15 protein-coding genes and 2 pseudogenes are annotated in these 25,066 nt (G+C 73.4%); 5 read left to right on the top strand and 12 right to left on the bottom strand.

Translation table 11 applies throughout. From position 1 onward, the window contains the following. Position 1: 1 nt before the first annotated feature. Entirely contained in the window at positions 2-1,048 is a 1,047-nt protein-coding gene (locus BLU95_RS02450; protein ID WP_107452458.1) for a helix-turn-helix domain-containing protein, read from the bottom strand. 199 nt (positions 1,049-1,247) lie between these two features. On the opposite strand from BLU95_RS02450, the gene BLU95_RS02445 reads away from it, so the two are divergent. Then, the gene (locus BLU95_RS02445) at positions 1,248-4,103 is read left to right on the top strand and encodes an ATP-binding protein (protein WP_159424733.1); all 2,856 of its coding nucleotides are present in this window, start codon (positions 1,248-1,250) and stop codon (positions 4,101-4,103) included. An 87-nt stretch (positions 4,104-4,190) separates the two neighbouring features. Here BLU95_RS02445 and BLU95_RS02440 read toward each other — a convergent pair whose 3' ends face one another. Beyond that, a complete protein-coding gene (locus BLU95_RS02440) occupies positions 4,191-4,646 on the bottom strand; it encodes an SsgA family sporulation/cell division regulator (protein ID WP_093858451.1) in 456 nt (151 codons plus the stop codon). A gap of 756 nt (positions 4,647-5,402) precedes the next feature. Here BLU95_RS02440 and BLU95_RS02435 point away from each other — a divergent pair. Further along, positions 5,403-6,251, top strand: a complete 849-nt coding sequence (locus tag BLU95_RS02435; RefSeq protein ID WP_093858450.1) for a helix-turn-helix domain-containing protein — start codon at positions 5,403-5,405, stop codon at positions 6,249-6,251. A gap of 713 nt (positions 6,252-6,964) precedes the next feature. On the opposite strand, the pseudogene BLU95_RS43665 reads toward BLU95_RS02435, so the two are convergent. From BLU95_RS43665 to BLU95_RS02420, 4 genes and pseudogenes are all read right to left on the bottom strand, one after another. Further along, a pseudogene (locus BLU95_RS43665) lies at positions 6,965-7,363 on the bottom strand (sensor histidine kinase); the annotation flags it as partial. A gap of 341 nt (positions 7,364-7,704) precedes the next feature. Continuing rightward, positions 7,705-8,367 carry a peptidoglycan-binding domain-containing protein gene (locus tag BLU95_RS02425; RefSeq protein ID WP_353653579.1) on the bottom strand — a complete coding sequence of 221 codons (663 nt, stop codon included), beginning with the start codon at positions 8,365-8,367 and terminating at the stop codon, positions 7,705-7,707. Next, positions 8,353-8,496, bottom strand: a pseudogene (locus tag BLU95_RS45470) (peptidoglycan-binding domain-containing protein); the annotation flags it as partial. The pseudogene BLU95_RS45470 and the gene BLU95_RS02425, both read right to left, overlap by 15 nt. A gap of 339 nt (positions 8,497-8,835) precedes the next feature. Next, the gene (locus tag BLU95_RS02420) at positions 8,836-9,198 is read right to left on the bottom strand and encodes a peptidoglycan-binding domain-containing protein (protein WP_093858447.1); all 363 of its coding nucleotides are present in this window, start codon (positions 9,196-9,198) and stop codon (positions 8,836-8,838) included. 525 nt (positions 9,199-9,723) lie between these two features. Here BLU95_RS02420 and BLU95_RS02415 point away from each other — a divergent pair. Continuing rightward, positions 9,724-10,197 (top strand): helix-turn-helix domain-containing protein, encoded by a 474-nt coding sequence (locus tag BLU95_RS02415; protein WP_093858446.1) that lies wholly within the window; start codon positions 9,724-9,726, stop codon positions 10,195-10,197. Between the two features lie 126 nt (positions 10,198-10,323). Here the strand turns inward: BLU95_RS02415 and BLU95_RS02410 are convergent, their stop codons facing one another. The 4 genes from BLU95_RS02410 to BLU95_RS02395 all read right to left on the bottom strand — a co-directional run bounded on the left by BLU95_RS02410 (position 10,324) and on the right by BLU95_RS02395 (position 20,655). Beyond that, a complete protein-coding gene (locus tag BLU95_RS02410; protein WP_197698700.1) occupies positions 10,324-11,043 on the bottom strand; it encodes an aggregation-promoting factor C-terminal-like domain-containing protein in 720 nt (239 codons plus the stop codon). 289 nt (positions 11,044-11,332) lie between these two features. Beyond that, a complete protein-coding gene (locus BLU95_RS02405; RefSeq protein WP_093858444.1) occupies positions 11,333-12,409 on the bottom strand; it encodes a peptidoglycan recognition protein family protein in 1,077 nt (358 codons plus the stop codon). A 175-nt stretch (positions 12,410-12,584) separates the two neighbouring features. After that, positions 12,585-12,950 carry a peptidoglycan-binding domain-containing protein gene (locus BLU95_RS02400; protein ID WP_093858443.1) on the bottom strand — a complete coding sequence of 122 codons (366 nt, stop codon included), beginning with the start codon at positions 12,948-12,950 and terminating at the stop codon, positions 12,585-12,587. Positions 12,951-13,302: 352 nt separating this feature from the next. Continuing rightward, positions 13,303-20,655 carry a LamG domain-containing protein gene (locus tag BLU95_RS02395; protein ID WP_159424732.1) on the bottom strand — a complete coding sequence of 2,451 codons (7,353 nt, stop codon included), beginning with the start codon at positions 20,653-20,655 and terminating at the stop codon, positions 13,303-13,305. 388 nt (positions 20,656-21,043) lie between these two features. Here BLU95_RS02395 and BLU95_RS02390 point away from each other — a divergent pair, with 388 nt between their 5' ends. Next, positions 21,044-21,901, top strand: coding sequence for an S-methyl-5'-thioadenosine phosphorylase (locus BLU95_RS02390; RefSeq protein ID WP_093858441.1), 858 nt, complete (start codon positions 21,044-21,046; stop codon positions 21,899-21,901). On the opposite strand, the gene BLU95_RS02385 is transcribed toward BLU95_RS02390, so the two are convergent. After that, on the bottom strand, positions 21,867-22,343 hold the full coding sequence (locus BLU95_RS02385; RefSeq protein ID WP_197698699.1) for a hypothetical protein: 477 nt from the start codon (positions 22,341-22,343) through the stop codon (positions 21,867-21,869). The two genes, BLU95_RS02390 and BLU95_RS02385, sit on opposite strands and share 35 nt — an antisense overlap. Then, complete coding sequence (locus tag BLU95_RS02380; protein WP_093864586.1) at positions 22,340-23,428, bottom strand: molybdopterin-dependent oxidoreductase; 1,089 nt, start codon at positions 23,426-23,428, stop codon at positions 22,340-22,342. The genes BLU95_RS02385 and BLU95_RS02380 overlap by 4 nt, the downstream gene beginning before the upstream one ends. Positions 23,429-23,650: 222 nt before the next feature. On the opposite strand from BLU95_RS02380, the gene BLU95_RS02375 reads away from it, so the two are divergent. After that, positions 23,651-25,000 (top strand): glycosyltransferase 87 family protein, encoded by a 1,350-nt coding sequence (locus tag BLU95_RS02375; RefSeq protein WP_231978217.1) that lies wholly within the window; start codon positions 23,651-23,653, stop codon positions 24,998-25,000. Positions 25,001-25,066: the final 66 nt, after the last annotated feature.

The following is a 25,066-nucleotide window of genomic DNA, read 5'->3' as shown; positions in this document are numbered from 1 at the left end:
ATCAGGACACCGGGCCGCGGGTGTCGCGGTACTGGCTCGGTGAAATGCCGTACCGGGCACGGAAGGCGCGGCTGAAGTGGGCCGGGTCGGTGAAGCCCCAGCGCCGGGCCACGGCTGAGACGGTGCTGCGGCGGCCGTCCCGGCGTGCGAGCTCCCGGGCGGTCGCCCGGAGCCGGCGGCGCTGGATCAGGCGGCTGACGGTGACGTCCTCCCCTTCGAAGAGCTTGTGCAGGGAGCGGACCGAGATGCCGTGCGCGGCCGCGATCGTCTTCGGGTCGAGCCCCGGGTCCTGGAGGTACCGGTCGATGTAGGAGTGGATCTCCTGGATCCGGTGGTACCGGGAGTCCTCCTCGGCCGGCGCGCCGGGGGCGGTCTGCGCGGTGACCAGAACGGCCACCAGATCGGTGAAGTTGCGGGCCAGGCGGCCGGTGACGAGTTCGGGGCAGTCGCCGGCCGTCTCGGCCAGGGCCAGCAGGGACTGCGCGACCAGGGCTGCGACCGGGCCGCTGGTGTCGGCGACGGTGGCCGTCACCCGCCGCAGTTGCTCGTCCGGGACGCCGAGGGCGCGGCGGGGGATCACGCACACCCTGACGTCCACGCCGTCCGGAGGGTCGACCCGGTGGGGGGCCTCGGAGTACCAGAAGGTGACCGCTCCCGCGGGCACCTCGGCGGTCCGGCCGTCCTGGCGCACCACGGCACCGCCGGCTCCCACGACCGCGACCACGAAGTACCCCTCGGCCTGCTGCGAGTCAGGGGCGACGGTCTCCCGCGCGTCACGGGCGGTGAGCTCCCGCGCGCCGGGGCCGCCGACCTCCCGTCCGCCACGCGCGATCTCCGGCGCGCCACAGGTGCGGCAGCGCGGAGCCGCCCCGGTCGTGATGAAGAGCAGGTGGCCGAGCCGCCGGGTCCTCGTCCGGCCCGGGTCCGCCGGGGTCCCGTCCGGGGCGACCGCCACGGTCACGGGGAAGGGGGCGACGGAGGCGGCCCGGTCGGGGGCGATGGAGGCGGCCCGGCCGGAGCGGCGAACCCTGTTTCCGTCGTCCGTCATGAGTCCTCTCCCTCCGTCGGCATGGCATCCAGCATGGGACACGGGATGACTTACGTCGGCGACAGGATGACTGTGCGGCGACTGCGGTCGGTGTGTCGCCGGACACATGACTCTCAGCGCATTCGGGCTGTGCAACGCGTGCGCCTACACTGCATCGGTCCAGGTCGGAGCAGTGGCGAGAGGCGCAGAGGAACATCGGATGTCAGGCACTACCCTGTTCGGTCGGGAGGAGGAGCTGGCGGCCGTCGACGCATTGGTCGACGCCCTGCCCGGGCACGGCGACGCGCTGCTGATCCACGGGGGCCCCGGGACCGGCAAGTCCGCCCTCCTGGACCACGCCGCCGCCCGGGCCCGGAACTCCGGGTGCACCGTCCTCAGGGCAGTGGGTGTGCAGGCCGAGAGCCGGCTGCCGTTCGCGGGGCTGCACCAGCTGACCCGGACCTTGACGGATCGCCTCCCGCGACTCCCCGCCGCCCAGGCGAAGGCGCTGCTGGGCGCCTTCGGCATGGACGAGCGCGCGGAAGGACGTGGGGAGGACCGTGGGCAGGAGCGTACGGAGGAACGAAGGGCGGAGCATGCGGAGGAACGTGGGGAGGAGCCGCCGCCCGGCGCTTCCGCGCCCCGGTTCTTCATGATCGCCCTGGCCGTCCTCGGCCTGCTCGGCGAGGCGGCGGCCGAAACACCCGTGCTGCTGGTCGTGGACGACGCCGAGTGGCTCGACCCGCCGACCCTGGACGTGCTCGGGTTCCTCGCGCGCCGTCTCGGCACCGAGCCCCTCGGCCTGCTCCTCGCCGGTCGGGAGGACCGTACGGTGTGGCCGGGTGCCGCCGGCATCCGCGAACTGTGCCTCGGGCCCCTGGCGCCGGTCGCGGCCGACGCCCTGCTGGACGCCCGCCACCCCGCCCTCCCTTCGGGGACACGCCGCCTCGTGGCGGCGATGTCGGCCGGCAACCCCCTCGCGCTGACCGAACTCCCCCTCACCCTGGGGGCGGGCGGGACGTCCACGGAGTCGGCGATGACGCCGGAGCTTCCTCTCACCGCCCGACTCCGGCGCGCCTTCTCCTCGCCGTTGGCCGACCTGCCGTCCGACACCCGCCACGCGCTGCTGGTGGCGGCCACCGCCGACGACGCTTCGCTCGCCGAGGTCCTCGCCGCGGCTTCGGCCATGACCGGCACCGGGATCGCCGCACGTGCCCTGGAACCCGCCATAGCCGCGGGCCTGGTGCGCATCGACCGGTTCCGCATCGACTTCACCCATCCTCTGCTGCGCTCCGCCGTCCTGGCCTCGGCCCTGTTCGCGGACCGGCTCGCCGCCCACGGGGCGCTCGCCCGGACCCTCGACGAACAGCCCGACCGGCAGGCGTGGCACCGGGCCGCGGCCGGCGGCCGTCCCGACGAAGCCGTGGCACGGCAACTGGTCCGAGCCGCGCTCGGCGCGAGGGAGCGTGGTGCCGCAGCCGTGGCCCTGACGGCGCTGGAACGCGCCACCGCATTGAGCGAGTCCCCCTCGGGAAGCGTGGCCCGCCTCCTCGACGCCGCCGAGTTGTGCTTCGAACTCGGCCAGGCGGACCGGGTGTCGGCTCTGCTGCAGCAGGCCGAATCTCTGGGCCCGGACGTGCGGGAGCGGGCCCGCGTGGTCCTGCTGCGCGAATGGCTGGAGTCGGAGTCCGACACGAGCACGTCCCGGATACACCTGCTGATCGCCACGGCGGAGCAGGCCGCCGGGGCCGGTGATCCCGAACTCGCGCTGCGCCTGCTGCGCGTGGCCGCGTGGCGCTGCTGGTGGTCCGACCCGGGGCGGGAACTGCGGGAACGCGTCGTGGCGGCCGCCGAACGGCTGCCCGTCCCGGAACTCCACCCCGACCTGGTGTGCACGCTGGCCGGGGCCGCCCCGCTGGAGGCGGCGGCGACGGTGATCGACCGGCTGCGGCGTCTCGAACGCGAGGGCGGCTACGACGCCCTGACCGCCGCCACCCTCGGTAACGCCGCGATCATGGTGAACGGGTTCGACCACGTCAGCGGATTCGCCCGCCAGGCGGCGGACGGACTGCGCCGGCAGGGGCGGCGGGGCCCGCTGACCAAGACGCTGGTGCTGCTCGCCCTCGCCACCGTGCACACCGTCGACCGGGAGACCGGACTTCCGGCGGCGGCCGAGGCGGCGCGGCTGGCCGAGGAGACCGCGCAGCCGCGCTGGCTGACCGGAGCGCGGGTGGCGCAGGCGCAGTTCGCGGCGCTGCGGGGGGATCTTGACACGGCGCTGCTCGCGATCGGCGAGGCGGAGGGCCAGGGGCTGACCGTGGTCGACCCCTCCAAGCTCGCGTACATCCAGATCGCGCGCGGCCTCGTCGCCCTCGCCGCCGGGCGGCACGCCGAGGCCTTCTCCTGCGTCTGGCGGGTCTTCGACCCGGCCGATCCCGCCTACCACCCGTTCATGCAGACCATGGCCATCGCGGAGCTGGCCGAGGCCGCCACCGGCGACGAGCGTCGCGCGACGGCGAAGGCCGCCCTTCGACAGGTCGTCACGTTCGCGGGGACGAGCGAGGTGCAGATGATCCGGGTGAGTCTGGGATTCGCCCACGCCCTGCTCGCCGACGACGATGAGGCCGAGGAACGGTACCGGGCGGCCTTCGACCTGGACATGTCCCGCGCGCCCTTCGTCCGCGCCCGGCTCATGCTCGCCCACGGCACCTGGTTGCGCTGCCGTCGCCGGGTGATGGAGGCCCGGACCCCGCTGCGGATCGCCCGGGACTCCTTCGCGGCACTGGGCGTGGAGCCCTGGCGCGAACGGGCGTCCCAGGAACTGCGTTCGGCGGGTGAGGGCAGCACGGGGCCGAACCGGACCGGCCGGGACCTTCTCACGCCCCAGGAGATCCAGATCGCCGGGCTGGCGGCGCAGGGCCTCTCCAACAAGGAGATAGGACGGCGGCTGAGCCTGTCGCCGAGGACGATCGGCGCGCACCTGTACCGCATCTTCCCGAAGCTCGGGATCACCTCCCGCAGTCAGCTGAGCGACGAACTGAGCGACGAACTGAGCGACGACCTGAGCACGGGCTGAGCACGGGCTGAGCACGGGCCGAGCGCGGACGCCGAGCGTGGACCGAGCACGGCGCGTGCCGGGCGGTGACCGGACGTCAGCCGGACATCAACCGGCGAGGCGTTCCAGCTCGGTGTCCCAGTCGATCGTGCCGGCCTCCGTGCCCGGGGGGACGAGCGCGAAGGTCTCCCGGCGGAGCCAACGGCGCAGCTGCCGGGGCGGGAGGTCGAGGAGGACGACGTCCTCGCGGTTGCGGAGCATGACGCGAAGGGCCGTGCGGCCGTGGCAGGTGCAGGGCGGCCAGACCCGGACGTCGCCGGAGCCGCTGGGCCTCTGCAGCCCTTCCCACAACAGGTCGCGGGAGAACCGCCAGACGCCGGCGTCGGCCGCGGGCCCCAGGAACGTGAGCGCGACGGCGAGCGGGTCGTCGCTGCGGTAACCGAAGCGCACGGGGACGTCGACGGACTCGTGCTCGCCCAGGACGAGCCGGGCGTCGAGGAGGATCTCGGTGCTGATCGCCTCCGAGTGGGGCCGGGAGCCGGGCAGCGGCTGGGGGGCGGGCATGGAATCTCCTGGGTCGGTGTCGGTGTCGGGGTCGCGCTACGGGTGCCGGCGCCGGGCCCGCGCGGGTGACGGGGGCCGCCACGGGGCGGTGTCCGGCGATTGCGGTGTCCGGTCGGACGGGGCCCGCCGGGCAGTGGGGAAGCCGATGCGGCAGGCGGTGTGGTGCTCCCGCCCCGGGCCCCGGGAGCTGCCGTCGCACAGGTGAGGCGGATTCGCCGCCCAGCCTAGGGGGCCGGGGCGGTGCGGATGTTCCGGAGGCGCACCGCGATGTGCGGTGCGCGCACCGTTCACCCGGTACGCGGGGCGGGGTTCGGGTTCCTCCTGGTCGTGCGGCCTCGCCCGCGAGGCCGGAGACCGGCGCTCCGGGGGGACCGTGCCGGTCGGTGCGAGCAGCCTGTGGCAGGCTCGAACTCCACGACGCCGAAGGCCATTTGATCAGCTCCGGATCCGTCCGTGGGGTCGTGCGAACAGCCTCCTCCAGGGGGCCGGCGCTGCCCGGGGAGACTGCGGTCGAGGCCGGACGGAACGGCGTGGTCCTCCGTCCGTCGAAGCCTTGTCCATCCGGTTTTGCTCCTTGTATGAATGGCGCCAGGAAGCCATTGATCATGAAGAAGTCGAATCGGCGCGCCTGTCCCGGGGAGGAGGCGCTCCAGTCGCTACCCCCTCCCGCACCCCCTCCCGCACCCGCTTCCTGCACCCGCACAGAACCAAACGAACCGGTCGGAGTCTCCCGTGAGCCAGTCGGGTCCCTCACCCATGTCCGAGAACGAGCACCACCAGCTCGACCAGGCCGTCCGCGACGGCGGCGGCAGCTGCATCGACATCCTCTCCCCGCCGCCCGGAACCGATCCCGGGGACTGCCTCTACGTCGTCCTGCACGTCCGGGGCACGGCCTCCGTCCGGCGCCGGGGCGACAGCACCACCCTGGCGCCCGGGGACCTCCTGATCGGCACCACCCCGCACCCCGCGGGCCTGCTGCAGGACTCCGAATGCCGGATGGTCCGCTTTCGCATCCCCTGCTTCTACCTGGGCGTCCGGCACGGTGACGTCCGGCGTACGGGCGGGCTGCTGGCGCGGGGGAGTGAGGGGATCGGCTCGCTCGCCTCCCAGTTCCTGCGGACCCTCACCACCCAGGCCCGGGCCCACCGCGCCCGGCCGGGCAACCACCTCGCGCGCAGCGTCTCCGACATCGTCGCCGTCCTGGTGACCGACCTGCTCGAACGGGAACAGCCGGAGCACCCGACCGGCGCGGCCGAGCTGCTGTCCCGCATCCGCGCCCACATCGAGGACAACCTCGCGGACCCGGACCTCTCGCCCGACTCGGTCGCCCGGTCGCAGCACATCTCGGTGCGCTACCTGCACAAGCTGTTCCAGCAGGACGGGACGACGGTGGGCCAGTGGGTACGGCAGCGGCGCCTGGACGCCTGTCGCCGGGAGCTGGAACGTCCCTCCCGGCGGCAGACCAGCGTCTCCGCCGTCGCGCACCGGTGGGGCTTCGTCAGCCACTCCCATTTCAGCCGGGCGTTCCGTGAGACCTACGGGGTCTCCCCGCGGGAGTGGCAGGCCTATGCCGTACAGGCCGACGGTCACAACCCGGCCTCCTGATTCCGCCGCCGCGGCGCCCCGACCGCCGCGGCGGCGCCCGACAGGCCGCCCGCCGACCTCTCCGGCCGGGCCGCCGTCCGGCCCGGCGCGGCCGGTCGAGGGCCAAGGACACCTGTGCCGACCGCCCGTGGACCGGTCACCGCCCCTGCCCCACGCCCCGGCCGCACAGCCGGCCGCGCGGTACGCGAGCCAGGCCGCCCGGCCGCGGGGCGGGGCCGACCCGTCCCGGCGCCTGCTCAGTCCGTCCGGCCGCTTCCGGTCGGGTCGCCGTCGTCAGGCACCGCCGACCGCCCCGCCGACGGGAGACCCTCGCGGGCGCGGACCATGTCAGCACGTGCGTGCACAAGGAGGGCGAGCGCCTTCAGTATCCCTGCGACGCTGAGTCCGGTCGCTGTCATCAGTCCGCCGACCGCTGTGATGATCTGCGCCGTGTCCGACGGGCTGAACCGCTGCTGCCCAAGGCTCTCCAGCACGTTGTGCGTGGCATGGACGGCGACGTAGTAGCCGGCTGTCGCGAGCCAGAGGAGCACAATCACGGCGAAGAATTCCGCCTGCCGTTCGGCTCGGTGCACACGTTCCTGCCGCTGTGCCCGGTCACGTTGCCTGCTCTGCCGATTCTGCCGCTCTGTCGCGCGACTGTGGGAGACAAAGGCATTCCAGGTCAGGAAATCCGACGTTGTCGCGGCCAAGGCCTTTGACGCCGAATCGCCCACGGCGGTGTCCATCTCCAGCTGGACCTCCGTACCGCCGTCCGACGGCGCGTGTATCCGGGCTGTTCCGCCGTGCCGCCGCATTCGGCCGATGATCGATTCCCGGATGCCCGTCCGGTCATCGGGTACCGAAGCCGGATCGAATCCCGGCCCTCGGTCCCGCACCGAAAGGAAGACCGTGCCGGCCGTCACCTCGCAGTACACCGACACGGCCCCTCTGCCACCGAATCTGGCAGCGTTGACCATCGCCTCGCGCGCTGCCAGTGCGAGCCCGGCCAGCCTCTCGTCGAGCGGGCAGTCGCCGACGAGGACGCTTGTCACGGGGACACCGTGAATGTCCTCGACCTGGGCGAGGACCAGCCGCACGGCCTCGACCAGCGTCGTCGGGTCCCCGGCCGGTTCGGCCGGTCCGCGGCCCCCGTGCTGCGCCACTCGTTCTCCCCTCGCCCTGAACCGCGGCCGCCCGTCACGAGCAGGTCGCCCCACTGTACGAGAGCAGGCTCGCCCGTTTCAGGGGAACAACTGACCAGGCCTCAAAGATCCCCGGTCGTTGTGGTGTCGGAGCCCCGGAACCGGCTGTGCGGCCGTCGACCGGTCGGAGCGGGTGGCGAAGCCGGGACGGTGGACGGCCAACGACGTCCGGGCACCGCACGAACCGCTGCTCCTGCTCGGGAGTGCTCGAAGCCCCGAGGGGCACCGGATGTGTCCGGTGCCCCTCGGGGTGCGGTCGTGCAGGCCGGCCGTCAGCCGGTGAAGGTCACGTCCCAGTGGTTGCCCTCGTTGGCGTAGACGTTGCCCGAGGGGGCGGTGTAGAGGGCGGCGCCGTCGCCGCGGATGCCGCTGTAGGCGAAGTTGCCGGTGATGTGGCTGGTGAGGCAGCTCACCATCGCGAAGTCCAGCTTGTAGCCGTTGGCGTGGCTGTAGGTACCGGCGGCGTGGCCGGTCTCGGTGCCACCGGTGATGGTCAGGCCGCAGCCGCCCACGGCGTGCTTGAGCGCGACGGCGCCGTCCGCCGAGGCGCGGCGCAGGCCGTCGAAGGAGGTGCAGCTGCTGCTGTTGCGGTTGGAGCAGTTGCCCGAGGAGGACCAGGTGATGCCCGCGGAGGAGAGCAGCGAGGCGGCCTGGGACTGGCTGAGCACGTCGCCGGTGCCGCCGCCGGTGCCGCCGCCCCCGCCGGAGAGCAGGGCGGACCAGGTGGCGGGGCCGACGATGCCGTCCACCGGGCTCAGGCCCGCGGACTGCTGGAAGCCGCGCACCGAGGAGTCGGTGCCGGCACCGAAGGCACCGTCCACGGAGAGGTTGGCGCCGCGGGCGTTCAGCTGGACCTGGAGCGCCTTGACGGCGTCGCCGTTGTCGCCCTGGCGGACGGTGACGATCAGCTTCGGCCAGGTGCCGCCGCCGACCACGCCGTCCACCGGGCTCAGGCCGTTGGCGCTCTGGAAGCTCTTGACCTTGGCCTCGGTCGCGGGACCGAACGCGCCGTCGGCGCCGGTCGCGTAGCCACGGGCGTTCAGCAGGTACTGGACGGTGGACACCTTGGCGCCCTGGTCGCCGCTGCGGACGACGGGCCAGCTCGCGGCATGGGCGGCGGGGACGGACAGCACGGCTGCCAGGAGGGCGGCGAAGACCGCGGCCACTGCGGCCGGGAAGCGCTTCACGGGAGTTCCTCACTTCTGCTGAGGGGACGAGGGGAGGAGAGGAGGGGAGGACGGGCAGGTCGAGGGGACCGGTAGCCACCGTCGACCGACGGCCCCGGGAACGGACGGCCCCGGGAACGGACGGCCCCGGGAACGGACGGCCCCGGGAACGGACGGCCCCGGGAACGGACGGCCCCGGGAACGGACGGCCCCGGGAACGGCCGGGGCCGGGCCGGGCTACCAGGTCGGCAGGTTCTCCCAGCAGGTGTTGCCCCAGTCGTGCTCGTTGTGGACGATGATCTCCAGCAGCTGGGAGCCGGTCTGGACGCCGATGATCCCGTCCACGTCGAGGTGGTTGGCCTTCTGGAACTGGCGCACGGCGCTCTCGGTACGGGCACCCCAGATTCCGTCCGTCTGGAGGCCGGAGTGCAGGGAGGCGTTCAGCGCGAGCTGCACGCACTTGACGCCGGTCCCGCGGTCGCCGTAGGCGATCTCGCCGGCCGAGGGCCGTGCGCTGGCGGTGCCCGCGAGAACGGTGACCGCGACGGCGGCGGTGGCCGTCACGACGGCGGCGCGCTTGATGATCGGGAACACGGACATGGTGGGGCTCCTGGGAGAGGTGGGTGAGGGCGGCCGAACGACCGCCGGTTGCCGACACTAGGAAGCCCCGAAGGCGTCCCGCGAACGTTTCGCGTCCCTGGGACGCCCTCCCTCCCGGGTGTGCCGGCCGGGGACGGAGCCGGATTCGTCGTGCCTGGTCAGGAGTGCTGCGCACCGGCTCCGCAGTGCGGGCGGCGACGGTGTCCCACGGCGTCCTTCCACGAAGGCCGTGTCTCACATCGCGAGGTGACGGTGTCTCAAACCGCAGCTCAGGACGGTGGCATACGTCGTACGCGTCCCAAAGTCCGGAAAATTGTGGATCTTCGTCCCGGGAATGGGACAGAGTGGATCAGGTACGCAGTACGTGACCCGGGGAGGGCCGTGCTGCGGGAGGGCGCACCGCGGGGGCGGGCTCGGCCGCCGGGCGACCGGTACGGCCCGTGGGGACCGGCCGGCGGGAGTGCGGTACGGCACCCGGCTCCGTCACGCGTCCTCGAACGCACTGGAACCACCTGGGGGATACACATGATGGACCGTCTTCTTCCGTCCGGCGAAGCGCAGAAGGGCGCTGTCGACCGGCTCTCCGAGGAGCTTCAGTCGCTGAAGTCCTCGTCCGGCCTCACCTACGCCCGGATCAGTGAGCACACCCACTACGCGAAGTCCTCGTGGGAGCGATGGGTGAACGGCAAGCAGTTCCCGCCGCGTGACGCCGTCGAGCGGATCGCCGCCGTGTGCCAGGCCGACGAACGGCACCTGCTGGAACTGTGGAGCCAGGCGGAGGCCAGCCGCACCCCGGCCGCCGCACCGGGCACTGCCGGCCGCTCCGGCACGCCGGGCGAGGGGGAGCCGGCCTCGCCGGACCACCGGCAGGTGGCTCTGTGGTCGCTGACCGTGCTGGCACTGGCCCTGACGGCGGGTCTGGCGCGCTCCGTCGTCCAGGGACGGGAGCTGCGGCGCGGCATCCTGCCCGGCGGCACCCTTCCCGGCGGCGGCGTGTAGCGACGACACGGGCAGGGCCCCACCCCGCCCGGGGTGGAGCCCTGCCCGCTCTGTCCGCGGCCGTGCGCCGATCGAGGTGGATCCGTGCGCGGCCGTGTGCTGGTCCGTGCGCGGCCCGCGTGCCGCTCAGTACCAGTTGTGGGACTGCCAGAAGCTCCACGCCGAGCACGGGTCGCCGTAGCGCGACTTGATGTAGTTCAGGCCCCAGGTGAGCTGGGTGGCCGGGTTGGTCTGCCAGTCGGACCCGGCGGACGCCATCTTGGTGGCCGGCAGCGCCTGGGGTATTCCGTACGCACCGGACGAGGGGTTGGTCGCGTAGACCTTCCAGCCGCTCTCGTGGGTGTAGATCTGCTCCAGGCACCCGAACTGCCCGCTCACGCTCCAGCCGAGGGCGGGGAACTTCCACTGCGCGCTGATCCGCACCGTCCGGGCGATCCCCAGCGCGTTCATGGTGGCGGGCCCGGCGATGCCGTCGGAGCCGAGACCGTGCGCCCGCTGCCAGGCGGCGACCGAGGAGGTCGTCCCCGCGCCGTAGGCCCCGTCGGCGCCGGAGCCGGTCGCGCGCTGGACCTCGGCGACCTTGTTGTGGAGGGCGAGCTCGGTCCTGGGGCCGTAGGCGCCGTCCTCGTCGAGCCCGTTGTCGCCCTGGAACCTGCGGACGGCGGCCGTGGTGGCCGGGCCGTAGTCGCCGTCGACGCCGCCGCTCGCCAGGTAGCCGATCCCGACCAGGTTGCGCTGGATCCAGGTGGTCGAGTCGACGGCCTGCGCCTGTGCGGGCAGCAGGTCGAAGGCGACGAGTGCGAGCACGGCCACGGCGAGGCCGCGCAGGGCTGCGATGTGTTTCACGGTCATCCCTTCCAGTGCGCCTGTCGGACGATCAGGCGATGCCGCTCACTCTCGGCCCGGGAACCGGCGTCCCACCACGGTCCCCGGCGGTCCGGGGACGTCCCGAGACGGCCGGGGCCGACCTTCGGGCGACGCGGACCGTCGTGCGGCCCCCGTACGACGGACGCGGCGCCGCCCGCGGTGAACCGGTTCGCGGGCGGCGCCGGAGAGGTACGGCATCGGAGAGGTACGGCATCGGAAGGGTGCAGCACCGGAGGTGCAGGACATCGGAGCCGTACGGCATCGGGTGTCAGGCGAGCAGCCGGCTCCAGGTCCGGGCGTCCACCACGCCGTCGGAGGGCAGCGACGCCGCGCTCTGGAAGGACGCCACCCCGGACTGCGTCCCGGGCCCGAAGGCGCCGTCGACCGCCACCGCGATGCCGTGCGCAACCAGCTGGCTCTGCACGGCGGTCACCGCGCTGCCCGAGGCCCCGCGCGCGAGCGGCGCGACCGCCTGGCTCCACGTCTGGTTGCCCGCGACGCCGTCGGCCGAGGCGTGCACCGTGTTCTGGAAGGCCGTGACGGCGCTGCGGGTGGCGGGACCGAACGAGCCGTCCACGGTCAGTGAGGCGCCCCGCTGCACCAGCAGGTACTGCAGGGTCTTCACCTGCTCGCCCGAGGCGCCGCTGCCCAGCACCGGCCACACCGGACCGGTCGGGTCCCCGCCGATCCGGGCGGCCACGTCGCGGCGCAGCTGCGGGATCAGCGCGTAGAGGCGGTCGCCGGGGCACTCGGTGTTGTTGAAGTCGCGGTGCCCGTAGATCTGGTAGGCCCGCAGCCCGTACTGGCGGCAGATGTGGGTGATGAGGGCGACCAGCGCCGCGTACTGCTCGCTGCGCGGGTCGACGGTGCTGTAGGTGCCCTCGTTCTCGATCCCGATCGCCACCGTGTTCTGCCCCGTGCAGTGGGCGGACTCCACGTGCTGGGTGCCGCCGGTCAGCGTGGACAGGCTGTTGTGGCGGCCTTCCGTGATGTACGCGCCGCGGCTGACGGTGAAGTGCTGGCCGGTGTCGATCCAGCCCTCGCTGTCCATCTGGTAGGTCTGCATCGACCTGGCCAGCGAGAACGCGGCGGCCTGCGAGTAGTCGGTGACGTTGGCGGTCGCGGTGTGGTGCACGATCACCTTGTCCGGCGCGCCCGGCAGGACGGTGAGCGGGCCGGACGCGGGCCGGGCGCCCCAGGTGGCCGCGGAGGCGATCGCCGGGCCGGTGGCCGCGCGTGCCGTGCCGGCGGGGAGCGCGGTCGCGAACAGGGTTCCGGTGCCGAGCGCGAAGGCGCCGGCGAGCACCGAGCGGCGGCCGGGGCGGGAGGTGGGGTCAGTGGTCATGTGGAGGGCTACCTGGTCCTTCGGAGGGGAGCGGGAGGTCCGGGGGCGCGGCGGAGCGCCGCTGCCCCCGCGCCTGCGGACGGCGAGAGGGCAGCGGTGGGCCGCACGGACCCGGTGGGCGGGTCGTTCGGGTTCGGGCGGCGGACCGGCCGACGGACAGTCGGTCGGTGCCGGTTCAGCGGGTGGTGGGGATGACCGTGGGGCAGAACTCGATCTGGGGCAGGTTGCCCGAGGGCTGGAGGTAGCCGTAGTACAGGGCGTCGCCGGTCTTCGGGCCGACGATGCCGTCCGCCGAGAGGCCGCGGTTGTGCTGGAAGTCGGTCAGCGCCGCGTAGGTCGCGTTGCCGTACAGGCCGTCGACGTCGATGGAGTACCCCGCGTTGCGCAGCCCCTGCTGCACGCAGGCGACCGCCTTGCTGTGCTGGCCGGGCTTGATGTAGGCGACACCCCGGTCGGCGTGGGCGACACCGGCGAGCGCGGTGACGGCCATGGCCGCGGCGCCGAGGGTGACGGCTCCGCGCCGGAACATGTTCTTGATCATGGAAGGTTCCCCCATTTTCGGAAACGGTCGCGGGCCGCCCCGGCGGGACACTCGCCCCGGCCGCGGTCCGTGACTCGGACACGGCCCATGCTCGGCGCCGCGCCACCCGTCCCACCAGGGGCTTCGCGTCCCTGGGACGTCCTGCACCGGCCGGGGGAGAACGGCCGGTGTGCCCGCTTCCGTCCCGCTCCTCCCGTCCCGGCACCGGACCCGGTGCCGGGACGCCGCCGCCGGTGCCGACCGGAGACACCCGGAGGGCGGGGCGGTCACGGCTCGATGCCGTGACCGCCCCGCCCTCCGGTCCCAGGGTGGTGGGCCCGGCCCTCCGGACCGCCGGAGGGCAGGGCGGGCGTCAGTTCTCCGTTCCGAAGTAGCGCGTGAGGTAGCCGATGATCTCGGTGGCGTGGGGGAGGAGTTCGGGCAGCTGGGCGGCGAGGGCGTCGCGGGTGGCGGTGGCCAGGGCGGCGCTGCTGGTGGCGGCGGGGCGGACGTACGGTTCGAGGCGCCTGATCAGCTCGTAGTTGCTGTCGATGTTCTCGGCGCGCATCGCCTTCTCCAGCGGCGGCGCCCCGGGCGGCGGGACGGGTGCGAGCACCCGGCTGACGTAGGTGACGCGGTGCAGGACCCGCCAGCAGGGGGGCTTCGCCGTGTTCTGCCGGGTCTGCCGCAGCGCGGCGGCGTCGGGGGCGTCGCTGTTCGACAGCCACTGCGGGTCGACGACCTTGCGGTAGAAGTCGTCGAAGTTGGCGCTGTTCTCGCCGAGGTAGAAGGTGAGGAAGCGGTAGGCGTCCACCTTGCCCGGCACCAGCACCGGCTTGCCCGCCGCGTCGTACACGGCCTTGCCGTCCTTGTCGCGGCGCTGCAGGTCCCCGTTCGGCGCGCACTGGACGTCGAGGCCGAAGGTGCGGGAGGAGTCCTTGGTCCTGGCCTTGGTGAGGCTGAGGCTGCCGCCCCGCGAGGCGTCGAGGTGGATGGAGAAGCCGAAGGGGCCGAGGCCGAAGCTGAAGTCGAGGGAGCCGCCGACCTTGACGCTGAGGTCGTACGCGCCGGAGGTGGTCTCGCTGACGGCGTCGGTGGCCTCGGTGGTCTCGGCGAAGAAGCCGCCCTGGGCCGTCCAGACGTAGGTGTTGACCAGGTCCCGGCGCGAGAAGCCGCTGGCGCTCTTGCTGCCGGCGGTGGTGCGGCGGGTGTCCGAGCCGGTGATCACGCCCATCGACTGCAGGGCCGACTTGGCCTGCGCCTTGGCCGCCTCGTCGATGGTGTTGCGGTCGATCTCGGTCGAGATCGACTCGTAGAAGGCCTGCAGCCGCTGCTGGTCGCGGGTGATCCGGCGCTTGAGCGCGTAGGCGTCCCGCGGCTTGAAGTAGCTGTACTCGCCGTAGCCGGTGGCGGTGGGGTAGTCGGGATCGGTGACCTTGCCGCGGTCGTCGAAGCCGACCGCGCCGTCCAGGGTGCCCTGCTTGGTGTACCGGGGGTTGATCGGGAAGTGGATGATGTTCCAGTCCGGCGGGATGTCCGGGTTGGGCATCATCCGGTAGGCGACCAGGGCGCCGGTGTGCGCCAGGCGCAGCGCGAAGACGTCGGCGGTCTGCGACTGCACCAGCGCCATGCCGGTGTTGGCCGGCACGTACCGGCGGCCGACGGCGGAGTTCAGCACCTTGGCCGGGTCCTCGACGTGCCCGGTCAGCGCCAGCTTGGACTTGCGGGCGGTGTTCGTCCCCTGGCTGATCCTGGTGTCCTCGCTCCAGGAGTTGGAGAACTCCAGGCTGCCCGTCACGGCGAGCTTCAGCTGGGCCTTGGCCGCCGGGGTCGCGGTGCCGAAACCGAGCGGCGCGGCGACCGCCATGGCACCGGCGTCGGTCTCGGCGCCGAACGAGGCGTTGAAGGCGGTGTTGGTGCTCTCGGTCTTGCTGGTGGACAGGCTCTGCAGCACCTGGTCGGCCTCGGTGAACTCCACCGAGGAGGCACCGGCGTAGCCGTCGGACTTGTCGGTGAGGTTCTCGGACGGCACCGGCGGCGCGCCTTCGATGTAGCCCATGAGCTGCGGGTCGAACTGGGCCTGGCCGACCCATTCGGTGATCAGGTCGCCCACCTTGTAGCCGGTGATCAGGTGCCAGCGGCCGTCGCGGACGAAGCCGTAGCAGCGCTTGAGCACGCCGATCGCCTGTCCCTTGGCGTCGTACTGGAGGTCGGCGTACTCGGTGGCGCCGGGGGCGCCGGCGATGGTGCTGTGGAAGGGCGTGCGCACGTCGGCGAGGGCCGAGCGGACCTGGGCGGTGTCGGCGGAGATCGGCGCGGTGGAGAGAAGGATCTTCGGCCGGTTCGGGGAGAAGTGCAGGTCGTTCCCGCGCAGGCCCTCGTCGCGCACCGAGGTGGTGCCGGTCGCGGTGGAGTCCCGGTCGAACGGCCAGTAGCCGAGCAGGTCCTGCTTGTCCCCGCGCAGGCGGGTGAACAGGTTGTCCGAGATCTGCTCCTGGGTGCGGACGGCGCGCCAGATCCGCACCTCCTCCAGGGTGCCGGTCAGCAGCTCGGTGGGCTTGCCGCCCACCAGCCTGGCGCCCAGGGTGAACTGGTTGTCCCCCGCGGTGTCGTGGTCGTGTGCGGCCGTCGTGCCCTCGGTCAGCGGTTCGCCGTTGCGGTAGAGCCGCAGGATGCTGGCCTTCGGGTCGGGGTCGCGGGTCCAGCGCGCGCCCCGCAGCTTCGCGGGGAAGGAGCCGCCGAGGTCGACGGAGACGTTGCCGGTGTTCTCGTTGAACGGCCAGCAGGCCAGGAGCCCCTTGTCGCGCGGGCCGACCGGCAGGCCGAGCTGGGGGGCGGTGCGGGCGGTGTTCCACAGCCGGACCTCGCACAGGACGCCCCGCAGCCCCCGGCCCATTTCCACCGGGCGGTTGTTGGCCTGGACACCGGTGCCGCCCCACAGGGTGCTGAGGGCCAGCCTGCCGTCGAGGTACAGGTAGACGCGGACGGCCGGTTCGGCCGGCTTGCTCTCGCTCGCCTTGACGGTGTCGGGGGTGTCGGGCTGGCGCTGCCGCACCACGGTCACCCGGTGGAAGGTGCCGGGCTTCACGGTCTCGCCGGAGGTGAACCGGGTGGCCTTGCCGGCGGCGTCGGCGAAGGCGAACTCCAGCCGGCCGTCGGCCAGGACGCTCAGCTGGTACGGGACGCCCTCGCGGCCGCCGTCGACCGCCGCTCCCTTGGACACCAGGACCGCGGGCTTGCCCAACTGCTCGATCTGGACGAACGCCTCGATGGTGAGGTCCTCCAGGATGTTCAGCGAGTCCTGGGAGGCCACCGACAGGCCCTCGCCGCCGTCCAGGCGCACCGCCCAGGACTGGGTGAAGGTCGCGGCGACGTGGCCCCACTCGTTGCACGGGAAGCGCTCCGCCGACCGCACCGCCTGCTGGCCCACCCGCGCGACCACCTGGTAGCCCTTGATCGGCGAGGCCGTGTCGTTCGGCCCGCCCTCGAACTTCCAGTGGCCCAGCAGTCCGGGCTCCAGGCCGGACAGCCGCTGGAACCGCTGGGCGAGGATCTCCTGCGGGGTGCGGACCCGGTCGAAGACGCGGACCTCGTCGATCTGGCCGTAGAGGGAGGTGCCGGTGAACTGCTGCTGGCCGAGGACCAGCGGTCCGTTGCCGAGGTACGCCCCCTTGGCGACGTCCTTGGCGACCTCGACGCCGTCCCGGTAGACGATCCGCTCGCGGGTGGCGTTGCGGTACACCACGGCCCAGTGGTGCCACTCGAGGTCCGTGTAGGTCTGGGGGGTGGTCAGGTCGTCGGCGTAGAACCCGAAACCGAAGGCGCCGTTGGGCTCGAAGTGCAGGCACAGCGTCCGGTCCGTCTGGCCGCCCGGCAGGTGGCCGTGGGTCAGCAGCGGCTCCCGGACGCCGCGGACGCTGTCGCGCTTGGCCCACAGTTCGACGGTGAAGTCGCGCTTCGACAGGTCGAGCGAGGCGGTCGGCTCCACCCTGGAGTTGCCGAGGAACTGCCACACCGGGAGGCCGGCGGCGGCGAGCGCCAGGGAGTAGTTCGCCCCGTCCGTCCGGCCGTGGACGAGCCGGCCCTGCCCGGTCTCGGGGTGGACCCAGGCCTCCAGGCTCAGGTCGCCGCCCGGGGTGACGTCCTGCTGCTTGGCGGCGGGCAGCGTCAGGTACTGGTCCTTGCCGTCGAGCAGGAACGCGCGGCCGGGCATCTCGGCCCGCCAACGGCCGCCGCGACCGGTGACCGAAGCCTTGGCCGTGCCGTTGGGCACGGAGTCGACCCCGTTCGTGGTCAGCCCGATCAACCGGGACCCGCCGGACAGCAGCACCCCGGGGCGGCTGGACTGCGCCCGGCCCCAGTCGTAGGAGACGAGGCTGACCTTGTCGCCGGGCTTGATCGCGGTGCCCGCCGAGGTGAGGGTGAGGGTCTTGGCACCGACCGGGGCGTCGGCGGACGCGGCGTGGTTCAGGCTGCCGACGAGCAGGTGGGCCTTGGCCGGGACGCGGACGGTGGTGGCGGCGGTGAACTCCACTGTGTCGCCGGTAACCTTCGCGACCGTGCCGACCGTGACGGGACGCCCGGGGTACCCGGCCAGCGCGGCCGCCAGCTGGTCGGCCTTGCGCGGCAGGGACGTCCAGGTCTCGGTGACCGTCCCGACGGTGACGGTCAGGTCGCAGCGGTCGGGCGCGTCGCCGTCGCCGACCTGAACGGTGCAGGTGTCCAGGGCGACGGCCGGGTCACGGGCGACGAAGCTGAGCGTGCCGCCGTCCCCGGCCAGCGTCCGGGTGCCGCGGACGACGGCGGTGTCGTAGTACACGGCGAAGAACTGCCCGTTGACCCCGCGGAAGTACAGCACGAGGTTGCCGGTGCCGCTGTCGAGCAGGGCCGGCCGGTCGGTGCCCCGGGCGAAGTCGAGCAGGCAGCCGGACAGGCTCAGGCCGGTGGCGTCCACCGCGAGCAGCGGCATGGCCAGCGTCAGGTCGTCGTCGCCCTGCTGGGCGTTCGACAGGGCGGCCAGCCGGCTCCGGGCGTCCTGCAGGTCCGCCTGCCGGGCGGTGAGCGCGAGCTGCAGCTCCGTCGTGCGCTGCCGGGCCGTCCGCGCCCCCTCGAGCTGCGCGCTCAGGGTGTCCATCGCCAGCTTGGCCGGCCGGTACTGCACGTCCAGTCCCGACCGCAGGCCGAGGCTCGTCATGACGAGCAGGCCCGAGTCCGCCTTGAGGCATTCGCTCGACTGCACCGGGAGGGCGTGGTTGACCGAGGCGGGCGCCCCGAGCGCGAGCCGGGTCCTGCGGTTGACGATGCGGACGTACGTCTCGTCGGAGTTCGGCCGGCCTTCGACGACCAGCTGGAACTGCTCGAAGTGGTTGCCGGGGATGGGGTTGCTCAGCAGGATCCTGGCGTTCTCCGCCGTCGAGTCGTTCTCGATCCGCAGCCACAGGTTCCCGTCGAAGACCAGCCAGTACCAGGGCCTGCCGTCCTGGGACTCGCCGACGGCCTCCAGCTGCCAGGTCGACAACCTGGCCTCCGGCGGCCTCATGTCGTTGAAGTACGCCACGCCCCTGGTCGGGTCGGTGCGCGAGCCGAGCAGCCACTCCCGGCGGTGCCCGTTCGCGAGCACCGCCGGGGTCTTGAGCCGCAGGGTGTAGTTGTAGGCGGTCGGCAGGTCCTTCTCGGCGAGGTAGCGCCGCTCCAGGTCGTCGAAGCCCGGCTTCGTCCGGTCGTACTCCGCCTGGTAGGCGGCCTCCTTGCCCATCTCGCCGGCCAGTTCGGCGATCTGGCGCTGAAGGCCGGCGATCTCCGGCTCCAGGCGCTTGATCCGCTGCTGCTGCTCGCTGATCGCCTCCGAGTCCTGTCCCACGACCGGCCGCTTGAGCGCCGTCGGGTCCAGCACGTCCGGGGCCTGGGCCAGTCGGCCGTCGCGGCCGACGGCGAAGTCCAGGGCGGCCACGGCCGGGCCCTGGCCGTCCTTGGCGGTGAACGTCAGCATCACCCGGGCCTGCCGCTTGGCCGGCTTGGGGTCGGGGCGGTACCCGGCGACGACGTTCTCCTGCTGGTGGTAGAGCACGGCCGACATGCCGGACTCGACCGTGCGCCCGGCGAGGGTGAAGCTGTCGCGCCGCACCCCCGGGTGGTCGCCGACCGGGGCGTCCGAGCCCGTCCACTCGGCGTCGCCGTGGAGCGTGCCGTGCAGCGCGTTGTCCGTCTGGTCGTGGGCGGTGGTGCCCGTGCCCTCGTCGAAGCGGTAGTAGGCCACCAGGCCGGGATCGTTGCCGATCAGCCGGTGGTTCATCTGCTCGGCGAGCTCGGTCTCGGTCCGCACCCGGTTCCACACCCGGAGCTCGTCGAGGTCGCCGTCGAAGTGGTCGCCCGCGTCGTCCTGGCCGATCAGGGTCTTCGCGCCGGTGGCCGGGGTGAACGGCAGCGCGCCGCTGCCGGCCGGCTTGCCGTTGACGTACAGCTTGGCGGTCCTGCCGTCGAAGGTGGCGGCGATGTGGGTGTAGACGTCGGTGGGGACGGTCTCGTCGGAGGTCAGCGTCGCGGGCGCGCCGGCGTGGGTGAGCGTCACCGCGCCGGTGCTGTCCACGGCCAGCCGGTACTCGCCGGCGCGGCCGAGCACCGGGCCGTCGTGGGAGCTCGGCTTGATCCAGGCCTCGATCGAGTAGGCCTTGCCCCCGAAACGCAGCGCGGCCGGGTCGCCCAGGTCGACGTACGGGTCGGTGCCGGTCAGCCGCAGCGCTGTCTCGGCGTGCCCCTCGCCGCCCGTCACCGGGACCAGCTCGCGCCCGGTGAACGGGCAGGTGCCCGGGCCGCGCTCGAACACCGAGTCGCGGTAGGAGGCGTCCGGGCTGGTGTAGAAGCGGGTGCCGAGGGTGTTGAACAGGCCCTGGGCGCCCTGCTCGACGTTGAAGCAGTCGACCCGGCCGGTGGCGTCGTTGTGGGCGAACAGCTGCCAGCGCTGCACGTTGCTGATCGCGGTCGGCACGAGCACGGCGGCGAAGCGGCCCCGGGTCAGATGCCGGACGAAGGACAGCTTCTGGGTCGGCTCGTGGAACGGGCGGCCCTCCATGTCCTCGGTGCCCAGGCTGTCCTTGGCCGATTCGGGGAGGGTGGCGTGCCGGCTGCGCTTGAAGCGCACCTCCAGCGCGGGCTTGAGCTTGCCGTCGACCAGCAGGAAGCGGTCGCACAGCAGGGTGTTGTGGGCCAGCGGGGTCTTCTCGGTGCCGGTGAGCTGGTAGTCCGTGCGGCCGGGGTCGCCCGAGGAGCCGCGGCCGGTCAGCTTGTGCACCGCGCCGGGGTCCGTCCCGGCGATGGACTGGCGCAGCACCACCACGTAGGTGCCGTCCGAGACCACGTGGAACGGGGCGTCGGCGGTCAGTCGCGCCGTCGTGGACAGGAACGGCTCGATCTCGGCGGGCAGCGGCCGCTCGTCGGGGCCCGCCTCCGCCCCGCCGCGCTTGACCGTCGGCATGGCCGTCGGACCGACGACGGCGAACCCGACCTCGGCGATCTCCCGGGGGAACGCCAGCTCCGCCGGGTTCTCGCTCCAGTACGTCGAGTCGATCTCGCCCTTGGTCTGTTGGCCGGACAGGTCCAGCACCGAGTAGACGATCCGGCGGGAGGCGTCCATCGCGAAGGCGATGGTGGTGCCCTGGTGCCGGGCCATGGTCACGTGCCGGTACGACCGGTCCCCGTAGGTTTTGAGCAGGGATTCCTGAGGTGCCACTGTTCCCCTTCCAGAAGCGTTGACACCGCTCTCGGACCACTCCCTTGATCCGCAGCGGTGAAGGCCCCGCGGCGAACTCGTGCGGGGCGTCGGCCAGTCTGGCACGGGGGGCTCCCAAGCGGAGGGAAGGTTACGAAATTCCCTTGGTGGACAAGCGACTTGGACAATTCACCGGCTGGCCGGATCTCGTCGGTGAGGTCGGCCCCCTCGGCACCTTGGGTCTCCTCCACCCCCTCTGCCCCGTCGACCCGTATCGGAGCGTCGCCCGGGCGCCGAGGGCCGCCGGGCGGGGGACGTCCGCGATTCGTAAGGACCGGCGGCCCGGATCCGGCGCGGTCCGTTCCTACAGTGGCCCGGAGGCTGTTCCCGAGAAGAGAGGCGGACCGTGATGACGGTCGACCAGGACGTCCTGCCCAGCGCCGAGGTGGGCGTGATCGGCGGATCCGGGCTCTACGAGCTGCTGGACGACGTGACCGAGGTGCGGGTGGACACCCCGTACGGCGAGCCGAGCGACGCGCTGTTCGTGGGCGAGGCGGCCGGCCGCCGGGTCGCGTTCCTGCCGCGGCACGGACGGGGCCACCGGCTCCCCCCGCACCGGATCAACTACCGCGCGAACCTGTGGGCACTGCACACCCTGGGCGTGCGCCAGGTGCTGGCGCCCTGCGCGGTCGGCGGGCTGCGACCGGAGTACGGGCCGGGCACCCTGCTGGTGCCCGACCAGTTCGTGGACCGGACGTCCGGGCGCCCGCAGACCTTCTACGACGGCCTGCCGCTGCCGGACGGCACGGTACCGGAGGTGGTGCACGTGTCGACGGCCGACCCGTACTGCCCGGTCGGGCGGCGGGTGGCGATCGAGGCCGCCGGGGAGGCGGCCTGGCAGCCGGTGGACGGCGGCACGCTGGTGGTGATCGAGGGCCCGCGCTTCTCCACCCGCGCCGAGTCCCGCTGGTTCACCGCCAACGGCTGGTCGGTGGTCGGCATGACCGGCCACCCGGAGGCCGTCCTCGCCCGTGAACTCGGGCTCTGCTACACCTCGATGGCCCTGGTGACCGACCTCGACGCGGGCGTGGAGAGCGGCGCGGGCGTCACCCACGGCGAGGTGCTGCAGGAGTTCGCCCGCAACGTCGACCGGCTGCGCACCGTGTTGTTCAAGGCGGTGGAGCGCCTCCCCGCGGAGCGCGACTGCCCGTGCCCGCACGCGCTGGACGGCCTCACGACCGGTCTTCCCGGGGTGCCCGCGCCCTGACGGCCCGATCCCGGCGCCCGACGGCCCGATCCCGGCGCCCGGCGCCCCGGTCGCGCCGCCGCCACCGCCCGACGAGCGCGACCAGCAGCGCGAGTCCGGCGGTGGCGGCGAGCACCAGCAGCCAGTTGCGCAGATACGGCAGCGGCAGCACGGACGGGTTGCCGCCGTCGTCGTCGGCGCGCAGTACGGCCGGCAGGCCGACCGCGGTGACGGCCGCCGCGACCACGAGCCAGCCGCGCAGCACCGGGCCGCGCACCAGGAACGCGCCCAGCACGCACAACAGCGGCACCCACAGGCCGTCGTGGAGCACCAGCCCGCCGAGCCCCCACACCAGGACGTCCACCGGGTCGGTGATGTAGGCATCGCCGAGCAGCCCGTACAGGCCGTAGCCGGTCAGGGCGAGGCCGGCCGCCATGAGCAGAGCGCGGACCGCGGCGGTCATGCGACCACCTCGATCCTGGTGACCCACTTGGTCTGCAGCACGCCGGGCCGGTTCGGCGCGATGATCCGCGCCGGGAACCCGTGGTCCGCCGTCAGCACCTCGCCGTTGACCCGCAGGGCCAGCAGACTGAGCGGATCGTCGGCGTACCGGGCGGGCATCTCCATGACCCGGTAGGGGCCCTCGGCCTCCAGCGAGGTGACCCGGGCGGAGGAACCGGCCGGGGCTCCGGCACGCGCCATCAGTTCGGAGACCCGGACCCCGCCCCACCGGGCGCTCGCGCTCCAGCCCTCCACGCACGCGATGGGCAGTTCCACCTCGTACTGGGGGAGTTCGCCGAGCTCGGCGAGGGTGAGTTCGTACCGCCTGGGCCCGTCGACCACGAGTCGCCAGCCGGCCGGCACCGTGAGCGTGCCGGCCCGGGCGGCGGTGCGGTTCACCGGCAGGCCCTGGGCGCCGAGGTCCGGGCGGCGCGGTGCCAGCAGGTCCAGGCCGCTCAGCCAGGGCACCGTCTGCCCGGCCGTGACCAGGGTGACCGCACCGGTCGCGGCGAAGACCGAGGCGAGGAACGCGCGCCGCTCGGCCAGGGCGGGAGCGGCCCGGCGCCACCAGTTCGCCGCGATCAGCGGCGCCTTGACCGCGAGGTGGACCAGCAGCCCGCCGGTGGCCAGCCAGCCCAGCCAGAAGTGCGTCTGCCGGAACGGGAACGGCCACGGGTACCACTGCAAGGTGTTCAGCAGCCCCGTGAACAGCTCCAGCAGGACGGCCGCGACCAGGACCGCGATGCCGAGCCGCTCCAGGGCGTGCAGCACGCTGCGCGCCGGCGGCCATTCGAACAGCCGGGGGTAGACCGCCCACAGCTTCGCGCCGGCCAGCGGGATCGTGGCCAGTCCACCGATCACGTGCAGGCCCTGGGTGACGCGGTAGCCGTTCGCCGGGCGGGCGGGCAGACGGGGCGCGAGCCAGCCGGGCGGGTCCTGGAGCAGATGGCTGGTGAGACCGGTCAGGAAGCACAGCAGCAGGGCCGCGCCCAGCCACCGGCCCACGACGACCACGGTCCGCGGCTCGTGCAGCGGCGAGGTGAACACGCCCTCGCGGAACGGCCCGCGCCGCAGGAACGACGGGGGAGCGGGCAGCGGCGGGTCGTAGCGGCGGCGGGCGGGCGGGGCGCCGGAGTCGGCGGGTTCGGATTCCACGTTTCCATCGAACCGTTCCCGGACCGTGCTCCGGCACTTCGACGTGCTTACGGAATCCGAACGGCGGCCCCGCCGCCCAGCCCGCCGGGGCCCGCCGGTGGGAGGGTGGCCGACGTGAGCTCCCGTACCGCGTCGCCCCGCCTCCTCGCTCCCGCCGCCGCCCTCGCCGCCCTGGTCACCGCCCTGGCGCTGACCGTCGCCCGGGCCGGCGCCCTGCCGCGCCACGGCTGGTACCTCCTCGATGCCGCGCTCTTCGCCGTCGCGGTGGCGTTGCTGCGCAAGGTGCCCGGCCGACAGGCCGTGCCACTGGTCCTGGCGGGCAGTGTCGCGGTGGCCGCCGTCGGGCTCCTGGCCCCGCCGCGGACCAGTGACGACGCCTACCGCTACGTCTGGGACGGCCGGGTCCAGGCCGCCGGGATCTCGCCCTACGCACACACCCCGGACGACCCGGCGCTCGCCCGGCTGCGCGATCCCGGGCTCTTCCCCGTGGGTGACGGCTGCACCGGCTGGGACGAGCGAACGACCGCGGCCGGCGACTGCACCCGCATCAACCGGCCGGCCGTGCACACCGTCTACCCGCCCGTGGCGCAGGCCTGGTTCCTCGCGCTGCACCCGCTCGGTGGCGGGGTGCGCGGGGTACAGGCCGCCGGGGCACTGCTGGCCGTGACGACCACCGGGCTCCTGCTGGGCGCGGGGCGGGCGCCGTGGCGCGCCGCGCTGTGGGGCTGGTTCCCCGGTGTGACCGTGTGGGCCGTCAACGACGCGCACGTGGACACGCTCGGCGCGCTGCTGACCGTCGCCGGGCTCGGCTGCGCGGCCCGGGGACGGGCGGTGCGCGGGGGACTCCTCCTCGGCGGCGCGATCGCCACCAAACTGCTGCCCGCCCTCGCCCTTCCCGGGGCGCTGTCCGGTCTGGCGGCCCGCCGGCCGACCCGCGGCGACGTGCTGCTCCTCGGATCGGCGCTGGGCGCGTTCGCCCTCTCCTACCTCCCGTACCTCGCCGCCTCGGGCACCTCCGTCCTGGGCTATCTGCCGGGCTACCTCCGGGAGGAGGGCTACGAACAGGGGCACCTCGACCGGTTCGGACTGCTGCGCCTGGTACTGCCGGACGCGCTCGCACCGTGGGCGGCTGGGCTGGTCCTGGCGACCGTGGTGCTCCGGGTGCTCCGCCGGGGCGACCGGGACCGGCCGTGGGAGGGCGCGTTGCTCGTGACGGGCACGGCGCTGCTGCTGGTCGCGCCCGGCTACCCCTGGTACGGGCTGCTGCTGGTCGCGCTGGTCGCCCTCGACGGCCGCTGGGAGTGGCTGGCCGTGCCGGCCGCCGGGCAGGCCCTGTACCTGACCGGAGGGCAGACCGCCCAGCAACTCGCCTACGGGACGGCGCTGTGCGTCGTCCTCGTGGTCCCGCTGCTGCGCCAGTACCTCGGGGAGCGGGCGGTCGTGGCGGTGGGCGGCCAGAAGTGACGGAAGTCTGACGGCGCGGGGCGGACCCTGGCCCTTCGGCCTTCCGACTGGTCGGATCGGCCGTGT

The organism is Streptomyces sp. TLI_053 (genome assembly GCF_900105395.1).
GTDB lineage: Bacteria > Actinomycetota > Actinomycetes > Streptomycetales > Streptomycetaceae > Kitasatospora.
This window is presented reverse-complemented; position numbering and strand designations above follow the sequence as displayed.